Raw genomic sequence first — 15,972 nt, 5'->3', positions numbered from 1 at the left:
AGAAGGCGCTGGATGTCTGAGCGAAGCGCAGCGTAGCGAGTTCAGCGCCGCCGGCCCGAGGGCCCTGGAGCAAGGTTCCCGGGCGAAATCCGGGTGCCCTTCTTTGGGCACTTTCTTGGGCAAGCAAGAAAGTGCCTCGGGGCGCGCTGGCGAGTCAGCGCAAGGCAGTATGTGGACCGGAGCCACCGTAAACACCGGATGCCGAACCAGGACCAGCCACAGCCAGACGGCGGGGGAAGCCCCAAAGGTCAGGCGATGAGATGGGTGGCGAGGGCAAACCACAGCGGCAGGGTGATCAGCGACAGCGCCGTCGTCAGCGTCACCGCCGCGGCATAGAGCCCGGTATCCAGCCGGAAGCGATCACAGAACACCAGCCCCAGCACCATCGCCGGCATCGCCGCCTCCAGTACCGACCCGACACCGGGCACCCCCTCGAGACCCGTCCACAACACCAGCCCGAGGGCAAAGACGGGAGCCAGGACCAGCTGGACCACGGCCACCACCGCCAGCGGCCGGGCATCGCGCCCGCGAAAGCGGTTGAACACCAGCGCCAGCCCCAGCGAGAACAGCATCAAGGGCGCCACACTGTCGGCCAGAAACCCGAGAAAGACATCCAGCCAGTCGACCAGCGGGACACCGGCAAGATTCAGCACCACGCCGACCACCGCCGCCCAGATGGACGGCACCGCCGCCAGGGCCCGGAGCGGGCTGCCGCCCCCGTACAGGCGCACGGCCTCGGGATCCCCGTAGCGCCGCGCCAGCAGCACCCCCAGGGTCAGTACCAGCGGCAGACAGGCGAACAGGTCGTACTGGATCGCCACCGCGCGCCCAGGGTCGCCAAACAGGCTGTCGAGTACCGGCAGGCCCAGATAGGTCGCATTGGGCCAGGCCGCCGCCAGCAGCATCGCGCCAATGGCGGCCCGTTCGGCCATGCACACGCGGCAGGCCAGCAACGTGACCCCGACCATCGCCAGGACCGTAAGGCCCGCCACCAGCGCGATCCGCAGGGAGTCGAGGCCCAGCGGCGCGACCCACAGCACCTGCAGGACCAGCGCCGGCAGCAGCAGGTAGTACACCAGGGTGGTCAGGACCCGGCGGGTGTTGTCGGCGTCCAGGCCGCCGGGCTGCAGTGCGCGCCACACCACGCCGGCGACGATCAGCGCCCCCATCTGGGTCATCACGCTCAGCATGACGGGCCGGCATCCTGGGGAGAGGAGGGCATGGTGAAGGCATCCTTTCGCGCCTGGAGGCGGGGTCGGGGCGGTCAGCGCCCATTCTACGGCGCCGGCACACGCCCCACACGAAAAAACCCGGCGGGGCGGGCACCCGGCCGGGTTCGGTCCTGCGGGCCAGGGCCCGCTGGAGACAGTCGTCCGGGGCGGTTTACGCGCCGCCGGCCTGCTGCTGTTCCTGCTGCTGGCGCTCGACGTCGGCACGCACCTGTTCCATGTCCAGTTCGCGGACCTTGCCCAGAACCTCGTCCAGCTGGCCGGCGGAGAGCACGCCCGGCTGCGAGAACACGATGATCTGCTCGCGGAAGATCATCAGGGTCGGGATGGATCGGATCTGGAAGGCGCCGGCGATGCCCTGCTCCTCGTCGGTGTTCACCTTGGCGAAGACGACGTCGGAATGCTTGCCGGAGGCCTCTTCGAAGGTCGGGGCGAACTGCTGGCACGGGCCGCACCACGGGGCCCAGAAGTCCAGGATGACGATGTCGTTCCCGGTGATGGTGGATTCGAAGTTGTCCTGCGTGAGTTCCTGAACGGCCATGATGGCGGGCTCCGGTTAAAAATGTACCGGAACCTTACCAGCCTCGCCGCCGGCTTTCAGGATTTCGATGCTGCGAGCATGGCCGCTCGCAGGCGCTCCAGGCGTTCGATCGGGTCGTCCGCCTCCAGCAACTGCTGCTTGATCTCGAGATCGATCGGCAGCAGCTCGGTCAGGCGGGCGGCCACCCAGGTCGAGTCGTCAAAGCGCCGTTCCAGGTGGGACCAGGGCGTCCCCAGCTGGTCCAGCAGGCGCTCCAGCAGGTCCGCCAGCGAGGCATAATCGACCGGGAGGCTCACCTCGGGGTATTCCGGCAGCGACTCCACCTCGCCCAGCCACAGGCCGTCGTCGGCGCGGCGGGGGTTGTGGATCACGCGGCGACCCTCGCCCTTCACCAGGATGCCCAGCAGGCCATCCGGCCGCTGATCCCAGTCCACGATGGCCGCCTCGGTCCCCACGCCGTAGAAACCCGCGGAGGGATCGGTCTCGGCCGGGAGCGCCCCGGATTCCGGGGCGGGCTCCGTCGCGACGATCACGAAGCGGCCATCGTCGCGCAGGCAGCGGCGCACCATGTCGAGATAGCGGGTCTCGAAGATGCGCAGCGGCAGCAACCCCTCGGGGAACAGCACCGTGTTCAGCGGAAACAGCGGCAGCGTGGTCATGCATCCTCTCCCGGCGGGACGGCGGCGCCCCAGCGCGGCACCAGGGCATGCTCGACATCGAGATGGTCCAGCACGCGGGCCACCATGAAGTCGATCAGGTCGTCGATGGACTGGGGCCGGTGATAGAAGGCCGGGTTGGCCGGCATCACCACCGCGCCCATGCGCGCCAGACGCAGCATGTTTTCCAGATGGATCTCGGAGAACGGGGTCTCGCGCACCACCAGCAGCAGCCGGCGCCGCTCCTTGAGGACCACGTCGGCGGCGCGCTCGATCAGGCCGCGCGAGGCCCCGGTCGCGATCGCCGATACGGTCGCCGTGGTACAGGGGCAGACCACCATCGCCTCCGGGACGGCGGAGCCGCTGGCCACCGGTGCGGTCCACTGCTCGGCCCCGTAGCAGTGGATCTGGTCCGGGGCCGCGCCGTAGAGTTCGGTGAAGTAGCGCGCGATCTCCACCGGACGGCCCGGCACGTCCAGGTCCGTCTCCAGACCGAGGACGACCTGGGCCGGCTTCGACAGCATCAGATGCACCTGAACCCCGGACTCCACCAGACACTGCAGCAGGCGCAGGCCATAGGGGGCCCCGGAGGCACCGGTCAGGGCCAGAGAGATGCTGCGCGGGCGTTCACTCATGCGGGCGTTCCCTGCAGGGCTTCGATCAGGCGCAGGTGCAGCCCGTCGAAGCCTCCGTTGCTCATGATGACCAGCGTATCGCCGGCGCGCGCCGTGGCAAGAATCCCCTGCAGCAGGGACTCGATATCGCGCGCCACGGACAGCCGCTCGCCGAGTTGCCGCTGCAGCCCCTCGGTGGACCAGTCGATCTCCGGGGCATGGTACAGGTGCACCGCATCCGCCTTTTCCAGCGCGGTGCCCAGGGCCTCCGCGTGCACCCCCATGCGCATGGTATTGGAGCGCGGCTCGAGGATCGCCACCAGGCGCCCACCCGGGGCCACCTGTCCGCGCAGCCCCTCAAGGGTCAGGCGGATCGCGGTGGGGTGATGGGCGAAGTCGTCGATCACCCGGATGCCGTCGATCTCGGCGCGGACTTCCTGGCGCCGCCGCACCCCCCGAAACTCCGGAAGCGCTTCAATCCCGGCGGCCAGGGGCACACCGGCATGGCGCGCCGCGCCCAGGGCGGCCAGGGCATTGGCCAGGTTGTGCCGGCCGCTCATGGACCAGGCGACCCGCCCGATCACGGCGCCATCCGCCAGCACCTCGAACTCCGAGGCATCGGCCTTCAGCGGGCGCGCGGCCAGCGCGGCGGACGCCCCCGAATCGGGATGGGTGCTCAGGTACTCCACCGGGGTCCAGCAGCCCATCTCCAGCACCCGTTCCAGCGCGGCATCGCCGGCCGGCAGCAGGATGCGCCCCTGGCCCGGCACGGTGCGCACCAGATGATGGAACTGCCGCTCGATCGCGGCCAGATCCGGATAGATGTCGGCGTGATCGAATTCGAGATTGTTCAGCACCAGGGTCCGCGGGCGGTAGTGGACGAACTTGGCGCGCTTGTCGAAGAAGGCGCTGTCGTATTCGTCCGCCTCGATCACGAAGAACGGCGCATCCCCCAGGCGGGCGCTGACCCCGAAATTGCCCGGCACCCCGCCGATCAGAAAACCCGGGGCCATGCCGGCGTATTCCAGAATCCAGGCCAGCAGGCTGGCGGTGGTGGTCTTGCCGTGGGTACCGGCCACCGCCAGCACCCAGCGGTCGCGCAGCAGGTGTTCGGCCAGCCACTGCGGCCCCGAGGTGTAGTCCAGCCCGCGCTCCAGCAGCGCCTCGACCACGGGCATGCCCCGCCGCATCACATTGCCGACCACCACCGGGCCCCGGTCGGGCAGCGTGTCCGGATCATGGCCCTCGTGCCAGGTGATCCCCGCCTGCGCCAGCTGGTCACACATGGGCGGATACAGCTTCTGGTCGGAGCCGGTGACGGTGTAGCCATGGGCCCGGGCGAGCTGGGCCAGCCCGCCCATGAAGGTCCCGCCGATGCCCAAGATGTGCAGGTGCCCGGCGCTCACTGGAACAGCCCGATCGCGGTCTGGGTGAGCACACTGGAGATCACGATGTAGCCCAGCGCAATGAGCATACCCACCAGTCGCATGCCCAGCCCCAGCGCCTGCTGCAGGATGTGGCCGAACACCAGCAACAGCCAGGCGAAGAGCACCAGCATCCCGAGCACGATGCCGGTGGCAACGTCCTCGGGCTCGCGCGCCGGATCAGGGCCGCCCGCCAGCAGCATCAGCAGCGCCATCAACAGCCCCAGCACCGCGCCCGTGCCTGCCATGGCGGTGAAGGTCTGGCGCCAGCGGTCCGGCACCCCGCGCAGACTGAGCACGATGACGACAAAGGCGTACAGGACCACCAGGTCCATCACGTTCAGCGCCAGCGCCTGGCCGAAGCCGTACAGCGGGATGCCGATCACCATCCCGGCGATCAGCGCGATGCCGACCCAGAAGATCAGGGTGCCGTTGTCCGCCGGCAGGTCCTGCGGCCCGCTGTGCAGGCGCAGGATGTTCAGCATCGGGGTCAGACCGTTCAACGCCCCTGCTCCTCGGCCTCCATGGCCTCCAGCGCCTCGAGCTCTTCGAGCTCGTCCAGCATCGCATCGGCCTCCTCATCGCCCATACCGCCGCGCACCAGGAAGTCGCGGCGCTGCAGGTAGCCCTGGCGCATCGCGATATAGGGGTCATCGGACAACTGCGCCAGCATGCGCTCGGTGGAGATCAGACCGGCGCGCATGTCGACCACGTCCAGCGCGATCAGGCCGATCCACCACCCCGTGTGATCGTCGCGCAGGTTGGTGTGATAGAGGGGATTGGTGTAGCCATCGACCAGCCGCGCCGGGGCATCCCGCGCCGTGCTCGGTCCGAGGAAGGGCAGTTGCAGGTAGGGGCCCCGTGCCACGCCCCAGGCGCCCAGGGTCTGGCCGAAGTCCTCGTTGTTCTTGTCCAGCCCCATCGGCGACGCCACGTCGATCAGTCCGAACAGCCCGAAGGTCGTGTTGAACATGATGCGCCCGGTGTCCGACGCGGCATTCTCCAGATTGCCCTGCAGCAGGTTGTTGAACAGGACGGTGAAGTCGTTGAGATTGGAAAAGAAGTTGCCAACCCCGGTCTGTACCGGTTGCGGAAGGCGCCGGTACTGTACCGCCGCGGGCCGCAGCAGGGACTCGTCGAAGTCCTGGTTGAACTCGAACACGGCGCGGTTGTAGGACTCCCAGGGATCATCCGGGTGACGGTCCTCGCTGGGCACCGTGGCGCAGCCGGTCAGGCCAAGAAACATCAGGGCCAGCAGGCCCGGTCGCAAGCGGGAGACAATGGACATGTAATTCCTTTCTTTCGAACCGGCGCCGCACCGGTGTCGCAGGGACCGCGCCGGCACGAAGCCATTCCGCGCAGGCCGGGGACCGGATCGCCCTCAGGATCCGGCAATCGGATGGATATCCGCCTTGCGCGCGAGCCCGACCTGGCCGCGACCCTGATCCTTGGCGTGGTAGCAGGCCCGGTCGGCGGCGACGAACGCCTCGTCCACGCCGGGAATATCGGGCCCCAGCTCGACCACGCCCACCGATGCGCCAATGGTGACGTCACGTGCTTCGACCTGCAACGGCCGGTCGCCGAGGGCCGAACAGATGCGCTGACCAAGAATACGCCCATACTCGGCGTTGGTGTCACGGGCAATGATCGCAAATTCGTCACCCCCGATCCGGGCCACGGCGTCATGGCCGCGGGTCAACTGGCGCAGGACATGGGCCACCTGACGCAGCAGGTCGTCGCCCACGCGGTGTCCATGACGGTCGTTGACCTCCTTGAAGTAGTCCAGGTCCACCAGCAACAGGCTGGCCACCGCGCGATTCTCCCGGGCCGCGTGCATCGCAATCTCCAGTTCGCGCTCGAAGGCGCGCCGGTTCAGCAGGCCGGTCAGGCCGTCGTGGCTGGCCTCGTGCACCAGGCGGTCGACCAGCCGGCGCTCCTCGGACACGTCCGTCAGCACCAGCAAGGTACGGACCGAACTGCCGGCGACCGGATCCAGGGCCGTGCGGGCGATGCGCACGATCAGTTCATGCCCGTCGCGCCGGACCAGGCGCGCATCCGAGCGTTCACCCAGGGCCTGGTCGAGCCGCTCCCCCCGGGCATTGTCTGGTAACAGCGGGCGGCCCGTCCCGAGCTCGCGCAGGTCGAGGAGCTGGTCCAGCGAGCAGCCCAGGACCTGATCGCGGGTCAGTCCGGCCAGATCCCGGGCCGCCGGGTTCACGTAGGAGATGCCGCCATGCGCATCGAGGGTGATCACTGCATCGGGGATCGCGTCCATGCTGCGTTCCAGGTTGTGCCCGGAGCGCCGCACCCGGGCATGGACCCGGGACACATACAGCAGTGCCACCAGCGCAACCGCCGCCAGCACCGACACCAGCCACAGGAGATGGCCGCGCAGCCAGGCCAGGACATCAAACGGCTGCGGGGCGTACAGACCCACCCCCAGTTCGTACATCAGGCCGTGCACGTCCTCGTAGGAACGCGGCGCGGCCCAGCCCCCGATACCGGCCGCCCGACTGGCCGGATGCCCCTCGTCCAGCGAGAGGGTCGCCAGCAGGATCGCGTGGGCGAGCCCGGCGTCCAGGTCACCGCGCATGGCCAGCGGCCACTCGGGATACAGTCGCGTGCTGGCGCGGTAGGTGAACGAGGGAAAGGCGCGTTCGCCGACCACTCGGACCTGATCGACCCGCGGATCCCCGCGGGCCTCGAGGTCTTCCAGGATGCCGGTGCGAAAGGTCGCGGCATCGACCTCGCCCTGCAGCACCCAGTCGAGCCCGCGACCGACCGGGAAGCCGGTGAACACCAGCGCCGCCAGGTCGCTTTCGACATCCAGACCGGCCGCCTGCAGCTCGCGCCAGGTCATCCACCAGCCCCCGAAGGCATCGGGGTGCACGGCCGACAGTCGCTGCCCCCGCAGGTCGTCCAGCTCTACCAGGTCCTCGCGATCGGCCCGCGTGATCACCACCGCGCCGAAACGATCCTCGTCACGGCCGACCTGGCGCGGCTGCATGGTAGCGATGCGGGAGATGCCGTGCTGCTGCTCCAGCATCACGTAGGAGCCGCTGTTGGTCAGAACCAGGTCAAAGCGACCTTCCGCTACCGCCGCCTGCAGCCCATCGTTGTCCACGGGTTCAAGTTCGAAGGACGCGCCGTCCACCTGCTCCGACAGGTACTCGGCGAACGGGGTCCAGCGGCTGCGCGCGACCTCGTCCCCGCGGTGCGCGAGGATCCCCAGCACCAGCCGCTGTTCGGCGGGGGCGTCGGCGTCGCCCGCTCCCGCGGCCGGCAGCGCACCGGGCATCCACCACCCGAGCAGCACAAGAAGCAGCAGGCCCGCCCCTCCCAGCCCCCACGCCACGCCGGTGCGCCCTGCCAGGGTACATCGGGACCGCGGAGGCTGGTGGTCGTGGTCCGTCATCTCATGTGGGCTTCCGGTTGCGGCTGGCGGCGATGCGCAGGCGCAGTGCGTTCAGGCGAATGAAGCCCTCGGCATCCTTCTGGTCGTAGGCGCCGGCATCGTCCTCGAAGGTGGCGATCGCGTCGTCGAACAGGGTGTCCTCGGAGCGACGACCGGCGACGATCACGTTGCCCTTGTACAGGCGCAGGCGAACCTCGCCGTTGACCACGCCCTGGGTGTCGTCGATCGCGGCCTGCAGCATGCGCCGCTCCGGGCTCCACCAGTAGCCGTTGTAGATCAGGCTGGCGTAGCGCGGCATCAGCTCGTCCTTCAGGTGCGCGGCCTCGCGGTCCAGGGTGATCGACTCCAGCGCGCGGCGCGCCTTGAGCAGGATGGTGCCGCCCGGGGTCTCGTAGCAGCCGCGCGACTTCATGCCGACATAGCGGTTCTCGACAATATCCAGACGGCCAACACCGTGGGCGCCGCCGCGCTCGTTGAGCTTCGCGAGCAGTTCGGCCGCGCTCATGCGCTCGCCATTGATCGAGACCGGGTCGCCCTTCTCGAAGCCGATGGTCAGCGTCTCGGATGCATCCGGCGCCGCCTCCGGGGAGACCGACCAGCGCCACATGTCTTCCTCGGCCTCGGTCCACGGGTCTTCCAGCGGCCCGCCCTCGTAGGAGATGTGCAGCAGGTTGGCATCCATCGAATACGGCGACTTGGTGCCCTTCTTGGCATAGTCCACCGGGATACTGTGCTGCTCGGCGTAGGCCATCAGGCGCTCGCGGGAATTCAGGTCCCACTCGCGCCAGGGGGCGATCACCTGGATGCCCGGCTTCAGCGCATAGGCCCCGAGCTCGAAGCGCACCTGGTCGTTGCCCTTGCCGGTGGCGCCGTGGGCGATGGCGTCGGCGCCGGTCTCCTCGGCGATCTCCACCATGCGCCGCGCGATCAGCGGCCGCGCAATCGAGGTGCCCAGCAGGTACTCGCCCTCGTAGATGGTGTTCGCGCGGAACATCGGGAACACGTAGTCGCGCACGAAGGTCTCGCGCAGGTCCTCGATGTAGATCTGCTTGACCCCCAGGGCCTCGGCCTTGGCGCGGGCCGGCTCGACCTCCTCGCCCTGGCCCAGGTCGGCGGTGAAGGTGATCACCTCGCAGCCATAGGTCTCTTCCAGCCACTTGAGGATGACCGAGGTATCCAGACCGCCGGAATAGGCGAGGACGACGCGATTGATCGAGGAGCTCATAAAAATGCCAATCCTTGTCTTAACGTGAAGATATAGTCGTTTTGGTGAACGGCGTCACTACCACGCCGGGGTACCGGAGGGCGCCGACGGCGCGGATACCGGGCGTTCGAGCGCTGCTGGGGCCGCCTCCGCCGAGGGCCCCTCCAGGCCCTGGCCCGGCTCCTGGGGCGCGCGATCTCGATCCAGCCACCAGATATCGCTGCGCCGCGACGCCGGGCGGGCACCTTCGGCGACCGGATCCACACCGGCCGCTTCGATCTCGATTCCCCGGGCCGGCACACCCGCTTCCACCAGGGCGTCCCGCACGGCCTCGGCCCGGCTGCGGCTAAGGCGACGGTTGAACGCCAGCGGCCCCGTGGCATCGGTCCAGCCCACGACCCGAACCCGGGGATTCTCTTCCGCCGTCAGGGTCCGCGCGGCCGCCTCCAGCTCCGCGCGTGCCTCGGCATCCAGACGATCACTGGCGGTCTCGAAGTAGACGCGCCAGCGATCCAGCGCAGCCATTTCGGGGGCGGCGGCCGGTTCGGCCTGCCCCGCGCGGCAGGCGCGAAAGTCCTGTGTGCGCAGGGCAAACCGGATGCCGCGGAAGTGGACCGACCCGTCACCATCGGGAAACTCGATACGGACGTCGTGCCCCGCCAGCAAGCGTGCCTTCAGGGGCTGGACCATGCCCTGGGGGACCCGGAACAGCCGGGCTCCTCGAGCCTGCAGACGCAGATCCAGCGGGGCATGTGTGGCCGGCCGCAGCCATTCCGGAGCACCCGTGCGCAGACGCGGCGCGGCATCCTCCGGCATCGCATACGGGGCCTGCCAGAAGGCCGCGGTCACCAGCCCGGGGCGCTGATCGAGACGCAGCACCCCTCCGTGGCGCACGGTCTGCTCGATACGACAGGTGGCATCGTCCTCGACGAGTTGCCAGTCACTGCGCTCCAGCGGATCGCTGTAGGGTTCGGCGCCGGCCGTCGCCACGCCGACACCCAGCACCAGGATCGGGAGTGCGCGACGCAGCCACTGGCTCGGGCCGGCCATGAAGGTCTAGCGCTTCTTCGGCGGCAGGATATCGGTGATCGAGCCGTGCGCGACCTCGGCGGCGAAGGCCACCGTCTCGCTGAGGGTCGGGTGCGGATGCACGGTCAGGCCGATATCTTCCATCTCCGCCCCCATCTCCAGCGCCAGCATCGCCTCGCCGATCAGATCGCCGGCGGAGGGCCCAACCAGGCCGGCACCGATCACCCGACCCTCGGCGTCGAACAGCAGCTTGGTCATGCCGTCCTCGGCGCCCAGCGCGATCGCGCGACCGGAGGCGGCCCAGGGGAACACGCCCTTGGTGTATTCGATGCCGTCGGCCTTCGCCTGTTCCTCGGTCACGCCCATCCAGGCGACCTCCGGATGGGTATAGGCCACCGACGGGATCGCGCGCGCGTCGAAGTGCACCTTGTGCCCGGCGATCACCTCGGCCGCCACCTTGCCCTCGTGGGTGGCCTTGTGCGCCAGCATCGGCTGGCCGACCACGTCACCGATGGCGAAGATGTGCTCGACATTGGTGCGCTGCTGGCTGTCGACCTCGATAAAGCCGCGGTCGGTTACCTGCACGCCCGCCGCCTCGGCCTTGATCTTCGCACCGTTCGGGCTGCGCCCCACGGCGACCAGCACGCGGTCGAAGGTATCCTCTTCCGGCAGGCCCTTGGCCTCGCCCTCGAACTGGCAGACGATGCCGGCCTTGGTGGCCTTGGCCTCGGTCACCTTGCTCTTGAGGAAGATGTTCTCGAAACGCTTCTTCGCGCGCTTCTCGAACGGGCGCACGATGTCGCGATCCGCGCCCGGCATCAGGGTGTCGGACAGCTCGACCACAGTCACCTTGCTGCCCAGCGCCTCGTACACGCAGGCCATCTCCAGACCAATGATGCCGCCGCCGACCACCAGCATGCGCTCGGGGATCTCCGCGAGATCCAGGGCGTCGGTGGAGTCCATCACCCGCTCGTCGTCCCAGGGGAAGCCGGGCAGCTTGATCGCCTGTGAACCGACCGCGATGATCGCGTGCTCGAAACCGATCACCTCGCGACCGTCATCGCCCTCAACCGCGATGCTGTTGGCGCCGACAAACTCGCCGACACCCTGCACCACGCGCACCTTGCGCTGCTTGCACAGCTGCTTGAGCCCGCCGGTCAGCTTCTTGACCGCGTTGCCCTTGTAGCCACGCAGTCCGTCGAGGTCGATCTCCGGCTCGCCGAACTTGATGCCCAGCGCGGCGAAGCGCTCGGCCTCGTGCAGCACCTCGCCGGCATGCAGCAGCGCCTTGGACGGGATGCAGCCAACGTTCAGGCAGACCCCACCGATCTGCGGGTAGCGCTCGACCATCACCACGTCCAGCCCCAGGTCCGCCGCACGGAAGGCGGCGGTGTAGCCGCCGGGGCCGGAGCCCAGCACCAGCACCTGGCACTGGCTGTCGGTATTCGGGTCGGCGGCCGCCTTGGGCGCGGCCTTCTGCGGCTCGCTCGCGGCGCCGGATTCCGCTTTGTCGGACTCGGTCTTGTCGCCGCCGGACACGGGGGCGTCATCGCTTCCGCCCGCGGCCTCGCCGCTGGCCTCAAGATCGAGGAGCTTGCTGCCCTGGGAGACCTTGTCGCCGACCTTCACGTGCAGCTTCTTCACGGTGCCGGCCTCGGGGGCGGGAACGTCGATGGTCGCCTTGTCGGACTCCAGCGTGATCAGCGGATCCTCCGGCGCAATCTCGCTGCCCGGCTGTACCAGGACCTCGATGATCTCGACGTCCTTGAAATCCCCGATATCCGGGACCTCGATGGTCTTGGTCTGGCTCATCCAGTCACTCCGGTTCGAATTGGCTTACAGCAACATGCGGCGCATGTCGGACAGCAGCGCGCTCAGCGTGGTGGCGAAGCGGGCGCCCAGGGCGCCGTCGATCACCCGGTGATCGTACGACAGCGCCAGCGGCAGGATCAGGCGCGGCTCGAACTCCTTGCCGTTCCAGACGGGCTTCATGCTGGAGCGCGACACACCGAGGATCGCCACCTCGGGGGCGTTCACGATCGGCGTGAACTGGGTGCCACCGATCCCGCCGAGGCTGGAGATGGTCAGGCAGCCGCCCTGCATGTCCGCGGGCTTGAGCTTCTTGTCGCGGGCGCGCTGAGACAGGTCCATCAGCTCGGAGGCGATGTCGACCAGGCTCTTGCGGTCGACGTCACGCACCACCGGGACGACCAGACCGTCCGGCGTGTCCACCGCGATGCCGAGGTTGTAGTACTGCTTCAGGATCAGGTTCTCGCCGGTCGCATCCAGCGAGGCGTTGAAGCGCGGGTACTGCTTGAGCGCGGAGACCACCGCCTTCATCAAAAACGGCAGGAAGGTGACCTTCACGCCCTTCTTCTCGTACTCGGCCTTCAGCGACTTGCGGAAGTCCTCGAGCTCGGTGATGTCCGCCTCGTCGAACTGGGTGACGTGCGGGACGGTGACCCAGTTGCGATGCAGGTTCTTGCCGGTGAGCTTGTTGATCTTCGACAGCGGCTGGGTCTCGATCGGACCGAACTCGGAGAAGTCGATCTCCGGCATCGGCTCCACGCCCAGGCCGCCGCCGGCACCCTGGCTCAGGGCGCGCTTCACAAAGCCCTGCACGTCCTCACGCAGGATGCGGCCCTTGCGCCCGGAACCCTCGACCTTGCTGAGGTCCACGCCCAGCTCGCGCGCGAACTTGCGTACCACCGGCGAGGCATGGGCCTTGCGGAAGGCCGACTCGTCACGGATGTGTTCGGTCGGCGACGGCCGCGGATCGGCCCGGTCGGCGGCCTTCGGGGCAGGCTGCGACTTCTCGGCCTCGGGGGCCGGCTCGGCCGGGGCCTCCGCGGAAGACGGCGCTTCCTGCTTCGGTGCCTCGTCCTTGGCGGAGGTGTCCTCGGCGGCACCCTCGTCGGAGGGCTCCAGTTCCAGGATCGGGTCGCCCTCGTTCACGCGGTCGCCGGCCTTTACCTTCAGCGCCTTCACGGTGCCGCCCTGCGGGGCGGGGATCTCGATGGAGGCCTTGTCGGATTCCAGCGTGATCAGCGGGTCCTCGGGGGAAACGGTGTCCCCCGGGCTGACGATGACCTCGATGATCTCGACGTCCTTGAAGTCGCCGATATCCGGGACGTGCACAGTAGTCGTGTTGCTCATGTCTGCTCCTGCCTCGGGTCCGGCGGCCTCAGGCCTGCAACGGGTTGGGCCGTTCGACGTCGATCTTGTACTTCTTGATCGCGTCACTCACGGTCTTGACCTCGACGGTCCCGGCATCGGCCAGGGCCTTCAGGGCCGTGACCGCGATGTGGTAGCGATCCACCTCGAAGTGGCGGCGCAGCGCGGCGCGGGTATCCGAACGGCCGAAGCCGTCGGTCCCCAGCACACGGTAGTCGGCCGGCACAAAGGCACGGATCTGGTCGGCATAGGCCTGCACGTAGTCGGTCGCGGCGACCACCGGCGCATCCGAATCACCCAGGCATTCCTCCACCCAGGATGTGCGCGGTTTGGCGTCCGGGTGCAGGCGCGCATGGCGCTCGGCATCGCGGCCGTCGCGGGCCAGTTCGTTGAAGCTGGTCGCGCTCCAGACCTCGGCGGCCACGCCGAAGTCCTGGTCCAGCAGTTCGGCGGCGGCAATGGCCTCGCGCAGGATGGTACCGGAGCCCAGCAGGCGCACCTTCTTTTTCTTGCGCCCGCCGGCCTGCAGCCGGTACAGGCCGCGGCGGATGCCTTCCTCGGCGCCCTTCGGCATGGCCGGCTGCGGGTAGTTCTCGTTCATCACGGTGATGTAGTAGAAGACGCTTTGCTGCTCCGCGTACATGCGGCGCATGCCGTCCTGCACGATCACCGCCAGCTCAAAGGCGAAGGTCGGGTCGTAGGCGATGCAGTTGGGCACGTTGGCGGCCATCATCAGGCTGTGGCCGTCGTCATGCTGCAGGCCCTCGCCGGCCAGCGTGGTGCGCCCGGCGGTCGCCCCCATCAGGAAGCCGCGGGCACGCATGTCGCCGGCGGCCCAGATCAGGTCGCCAACGCGCTGGAAGCCGAACATCGAATAGAAGATGTAGAACGGCACCATCGCCACGCCATGCGTGGAATAGGACGTGGCCGCCGCGATCCAGGAGGACATGGAGCCGGCCTCGTTGATCCCCTCTTCCAGGATCTGGCCCTTCTTGTCCTCCTTGTAATACATCACCTGGTCCTTGTCCTGCGGCTCGTAGAGCTGGCCGACCGAGGAGTAGATCCCCAGCTGACGGAACAGCCCTTCCATGCCGAAGGTGCGCGCCTCGTCGGGCACGATCGGGACGATGTTCTTGCCGATCTTCTTGTCGCGCGCGAGCAGGGTCAGCAGACGCACGAAGGCCATGGTGGTGGACATCTCGCGCTCGCCGGAGGCCTCCAGCAGACCATTGAAGGCATCCAGCCCCGGGATCTCCAGCGGGGTGGCCAGCGGGCGGCGCACCGGCAGGTAGCCGCCGAGGTCCTTGCGCCGCTCGTGCATGTACTTCATCTCGTCGGAGTCGGGGTCCGGCTTGATGTACTCGGCCCTCTCCACCTGCTCGTCCGACAGCGGGATATTGAAGCGGTCGCGGAACTGCTTCATGTCGTCCGCGTCCATCTTCTTCTGGCTGTGGGTGCGGTTCTGCGCCTCGCCCGCCGCGCCCATGCCGTAACCCTTCACCGTGTGCGCGAGGATCACGGTCGGCTGGCCCTTGTGCTCGGCCGCCGCCTTGTAGGCCGCATAGACCTTCACCGGGTCATGGCCGCCGCGATTCAGGCGCCAGATGTCCTCGTCGGACATGTTGGCCACCATGCGCTTGAGCTCGGGGTACTTGCCGAAGAAGTGCTCGCGCACGTAGGCGCCGTCGCGCGACTTGTAGTTCTGGTAGTCGCCGTCGACCGCCTCCATCATGCGTTTCTGCAGCAGCCCGTCGGTATCCTTGGCCAGCAGTGGGTCCCAGTAGCGACCCCACAGCACCTTGACCACGTTCCAGCCGGCGCCGCGGAAGATCGCCTCCAGCTCCTGCACGATCTTGCCATTGCCGCGCACCGGGCCGTCCAGACGCTGCAGGTTGCAGTTCACCACCCAGGTCAGGTTGTCCAGCTTCTCGCGCGAGGCCAGGGTAATCGCCCCCAGGGTCTCCGGCTCGTCCACCTCGCCGTCACCGACAAAGCTCCAGACGCGACGGTTCTCGGTCTGCGCCAGGCCGCGATCCTGCAGATAGCGCATGAAGCGCGCCTGGTAGATGCTCATGATCGGGCCCAGGCCCATGGACACGGTCGGGAACTGCCAGAAGTCCGGCATCAGCCACGGATGCGGGTAGGAGGACAGGCCCTTGCCATCGACCTCGCGACGGAAGTGGTCCAGTTGTTCCTCGGTCAGGCGGCCCTCCATGAACGCGCGGGCGTAGATCCCCGGCGAGGAGTGTCCCTGGGCAAACAGCAGGTCGCCACCATGATCGTGCGACGGGGCATGCCAGAAGTGGTTGAAGCCGACGTCATACAGCGTGGCGGCGGAGGCGAAGGTCGCGATATGCCCACCCAGCTCGGCCGAGGCGCGGTTGGCCTTGACCACCATGGCCATCGCGTTCCAGCGGATGTAGGAACGGATACGGTGCTCCACCGCGCCGTCGCCCGGATACTCGGGCTCCAGGTGGGTGGGGATGGTGTTCACATAGGCGGTATTGGCGGAGTACGGCAGGTAAGCCCCGCTGCGGCGCGCCTTGTCGACCAGCCGTTCGAGGAGGGCATGCGCCCGCTCGGGGCCATCCGTCTCCAGCACGGAGGCCAGGGCGTCGATCCACTCCTGAGTCTCCTGCGGGTCGATATCGTGTTCGGTCGCGTTCGGGTCCATGCGCTCTACCCC

General features: G+C 68.2%; 13 protein-coding genes. All 13 read right to left on the bottom strand.

Annotated features, from left to right (window positions below):
- Positions 1-248 precede the first annotated feature (248 nt).
- On the bottom strand, positions 249-1,190 hold the full coding sequence (locus tag F793_RS0107390; RefSeq protein ID WP_018881659.1) for an AEC family transporter: 942 nt from the start codon (positions 1,188-1,190) through the stop codon (positions 249-251).
- Between the two features lie 193 nt (positions 1,191-1,383).
- The gene (gene trxA, locus F793_RS0107385; protein WP_018865831.1) at positions 1,384-1,770 is read right to left on the bottom strand and encodes a thioredoxin; all 387 of its coding nucleotides are present in this window, start codon (positions 1,768-1,770) and stop codon (positions 1,384-1,386) included.
- A 56-nt stretch (positions 1,771-1,826) separates the two neighbouring features.
- Complete coding sequence (locus tag F793_RS0107380; RefSeq protein WP_018865832.1) at positions 1,827-2,429, bottom strand: LON peptidase substrate-binding domain-containing protein; 603 nt, start codon at positions 2,427-2,429, stop codon at positions 1,827-1,829.
- Entirely contained in the window at positions 2,426-3,061 is a 636-nt protein-coding gene (locus F793_RS0107375; RefSeq protein WP_018880826.1) for a flavin prenyltransferase UbiX, read from the bottom strand. The genes F793_RS0107380 and F793_RS0107375 overlap by 4 nt, the downstream gene beginning before the upstream one ends.
- Positions 3,058-4,446, bottom strand: a complete 1,389-nt coding sequence (mpl, locus tag F793_RS0107370; protein ID WP_018881660.1) for a UDP-N-acetylmuramate:L-alanyl-gamma-D-glutamyl-meso-diaminopimelate ligase — start codon at positions 4,444-4,446, stop codon at positions 3,058-3,060. Before mpl ends, F793_RS0107375 begins: the two co-directional genes overlap by 4 nt.
- Positions 4,443-4,967, bottom strand: a complete 525-nt coding sequence (locus F793_RS0107365) for a hypothetical protein (protein ID WP_018879476.1) — start codon at positions 4,965-4,967, stop codon at positions 4,443-4,445. Before F793_RS0107365 ends, mpl begins: the two co-directional genes overlap by 4 nt.
- Positions 4,964-5,752: a VacJ family lipoprotein gene (locus tag F793_RS0107360; RefSeq protein WP_018881661.1), complete on the bottom strand. Its 789-nt coding sequence runs from the start codon at positions 5,750-5,752 to the stop codon at positions 4,964-4,966. Before F793_RS0107360 ends, F793_RS0107365 begins: the two co-directional genes overlap by 4 nt.
- A 93-nt stretch (positions 5,753-5,845) precedes the next feature.
- Positions 5,846-7,762 carry a diguanylate cyclase gene (locus tag F793_RS0107355; RefSeq protein WP_038036969.1) on the bottom strand — a complete coding sequence of 639 codons (1,917 nt, stop codon included), beginning with the start codon at positions 7,760-7,762 and terminating at the stop codon, positions 5,846-5,848.
- A gap of 118 nt (positions 7,763-7,880) precedes the next feature.
- Positions 7,881-9,104, bottom strand: coding sequence for an argininosuccinate synthase (locus tag F793_RS0107350; protein WP_018881663.1), 1,224 nt, complete (start codon positions 9,102-9,104; stop codon positions 7,881-7,883).
- Between the two features lie 57 nt (positions 9,105-9,161).
- Complete coding sequence (locus tag F793_RS0107345) at positions 9,162-10,133, bottom strand: OmpA family protein (RefSeq protein ID WP_018881664.1); 972 nt, start codon at positions 10,131-10,133, stop codon at positions 9,162-9,164.
- 6 nt (positions 10,134-10,139) lie between these two features.
- The gene (gene lpdA, locus F793_RS0107340; protein ID WP_018865840.1) at positions 10,140-11,924 is read right to left on the bottom strand and encodes a dihydrolipoyl dehydrogenase; all 1,785 of its coding nucleotides are present in this window, start codon (positions 11,922-11,924) and stop codon (positions 10,140-10,142) included.
- Between the two features lie 24 nt (positions 11,925-11,948).
- Entirely contained in the window at positions 11,949-13,355 is a 1,407-nt protein-coding gene (aceF, locus tag F793_RS0107335) for a dihydrolipoyllysine-residue acetyltransferase (protein ID WP_081618648.1), read from the bottom strand.
- Positions 13,297-15,960 carry a pyruvate dehydrogenase (acetyl-transferring), homodimeric type gene (aceE, locus tag F793_RS0107330; protein WP_018881665.1) on the bottom strand — a complete coding sequence of 888 codons (2,664 nt, stop codon included), beginning with the start codon at positions 15,958-15,960 and terminating at the stop codon, positions 13,297-13,299. Before aceE ends, aceF begins: the two co-directional genes overlap by 59 nt.
- Positions 15,961-15,972 lie beyond the last annotated feature (12 nt).

Source organism: Thioalkalivibrio sp. ALE22, from assembly GCF_000381445.1.
Taxonomy (GTDB): Bacteria; Pseudomonadota; Gammaproteobacteria; order Ectothiorhodospirales; family Ectothiorhodospiraceae; genus Thioalkalivibrio.
Note: the sequence above shows the minus strand (reverse complement) of the source record. Positions and strands in the feature narration are given on the sequence as shown.

Excerpts from the sequence above, each read along its gene's own strand:
- F793_RS0107390 (WP_018881659.1), bottom strand. The coding sequence starts at position 1,190 with ATGCTGAGCGTGATGACCCAGATGGGGGCGCTGATCGTCGCCGGCGTG.
- trxA (WP_018865831.1), bottom strand. The coding sequence starts at position 1,770 with ATGGCCGTTCAGGAACTCACGCAGGACAACTTCGAATCCACCATCACC.
- F793_RS0107380 (WP_018865832.1), bottom strand. The coding sequence starts at position 2,429 with ATGACCACGCTGCCGCTGTTTCCGCTGAACACGGTGCTGTTCCCCGAG.
- F793_RS0107375 (WP_018880826.1), bottom strand. The coding sequence starts at position 3,061 with ATGAGTGAACGCCCGCGCAGCATCTCTCTGGCCCTGACCGGTGCCTCC.
- F793_RS0107360 (WP_018881661.1), bottom strand. The coding sequence starts at position 5,752 with ATGTCCATTGTCTCCCGCTTGCGACCGGGCCTGCTGGCCCTGATGTTT.
- F793_RS0107355 (WP_038036969.1), bottom strand. The coding sequence starts at position 7,762 with ATGCCCGGTGCGCTGCCGGCCGCGGGAGCGGGCGACGCCGACGCCCCC.
- F793_RS0107350 (WP_018881663.1), bottom strand. The coding sequence starts at position 9,104 with ATGAGCTCCTCGATCAATCGCGTCGTCCTCGCCTATTCCGGCGGTCTG.
- F793_RS0107345 (WP_018881664.1), bottom strand. The coding sequence starts at position 10,133 with ATGGCCGGCCCGAGCCAGTGGCTGCGTCGCGCACTCCCGATCCTGGTG.
- lpdA (WP_018865840.1), bottom strand. The coding sequence starts at position 11,924 with ATGAGCCAGACCAAGACCATCGAGGTCCCGGATATCGGGGATTTCAAG.
- aceE (WP_018881665.1), bottom strand. The coding sequence starts at position 15,960 with ATGGACCCGAACGCGACCGAACACGATATCGACCCGCAGGAGACTCAG.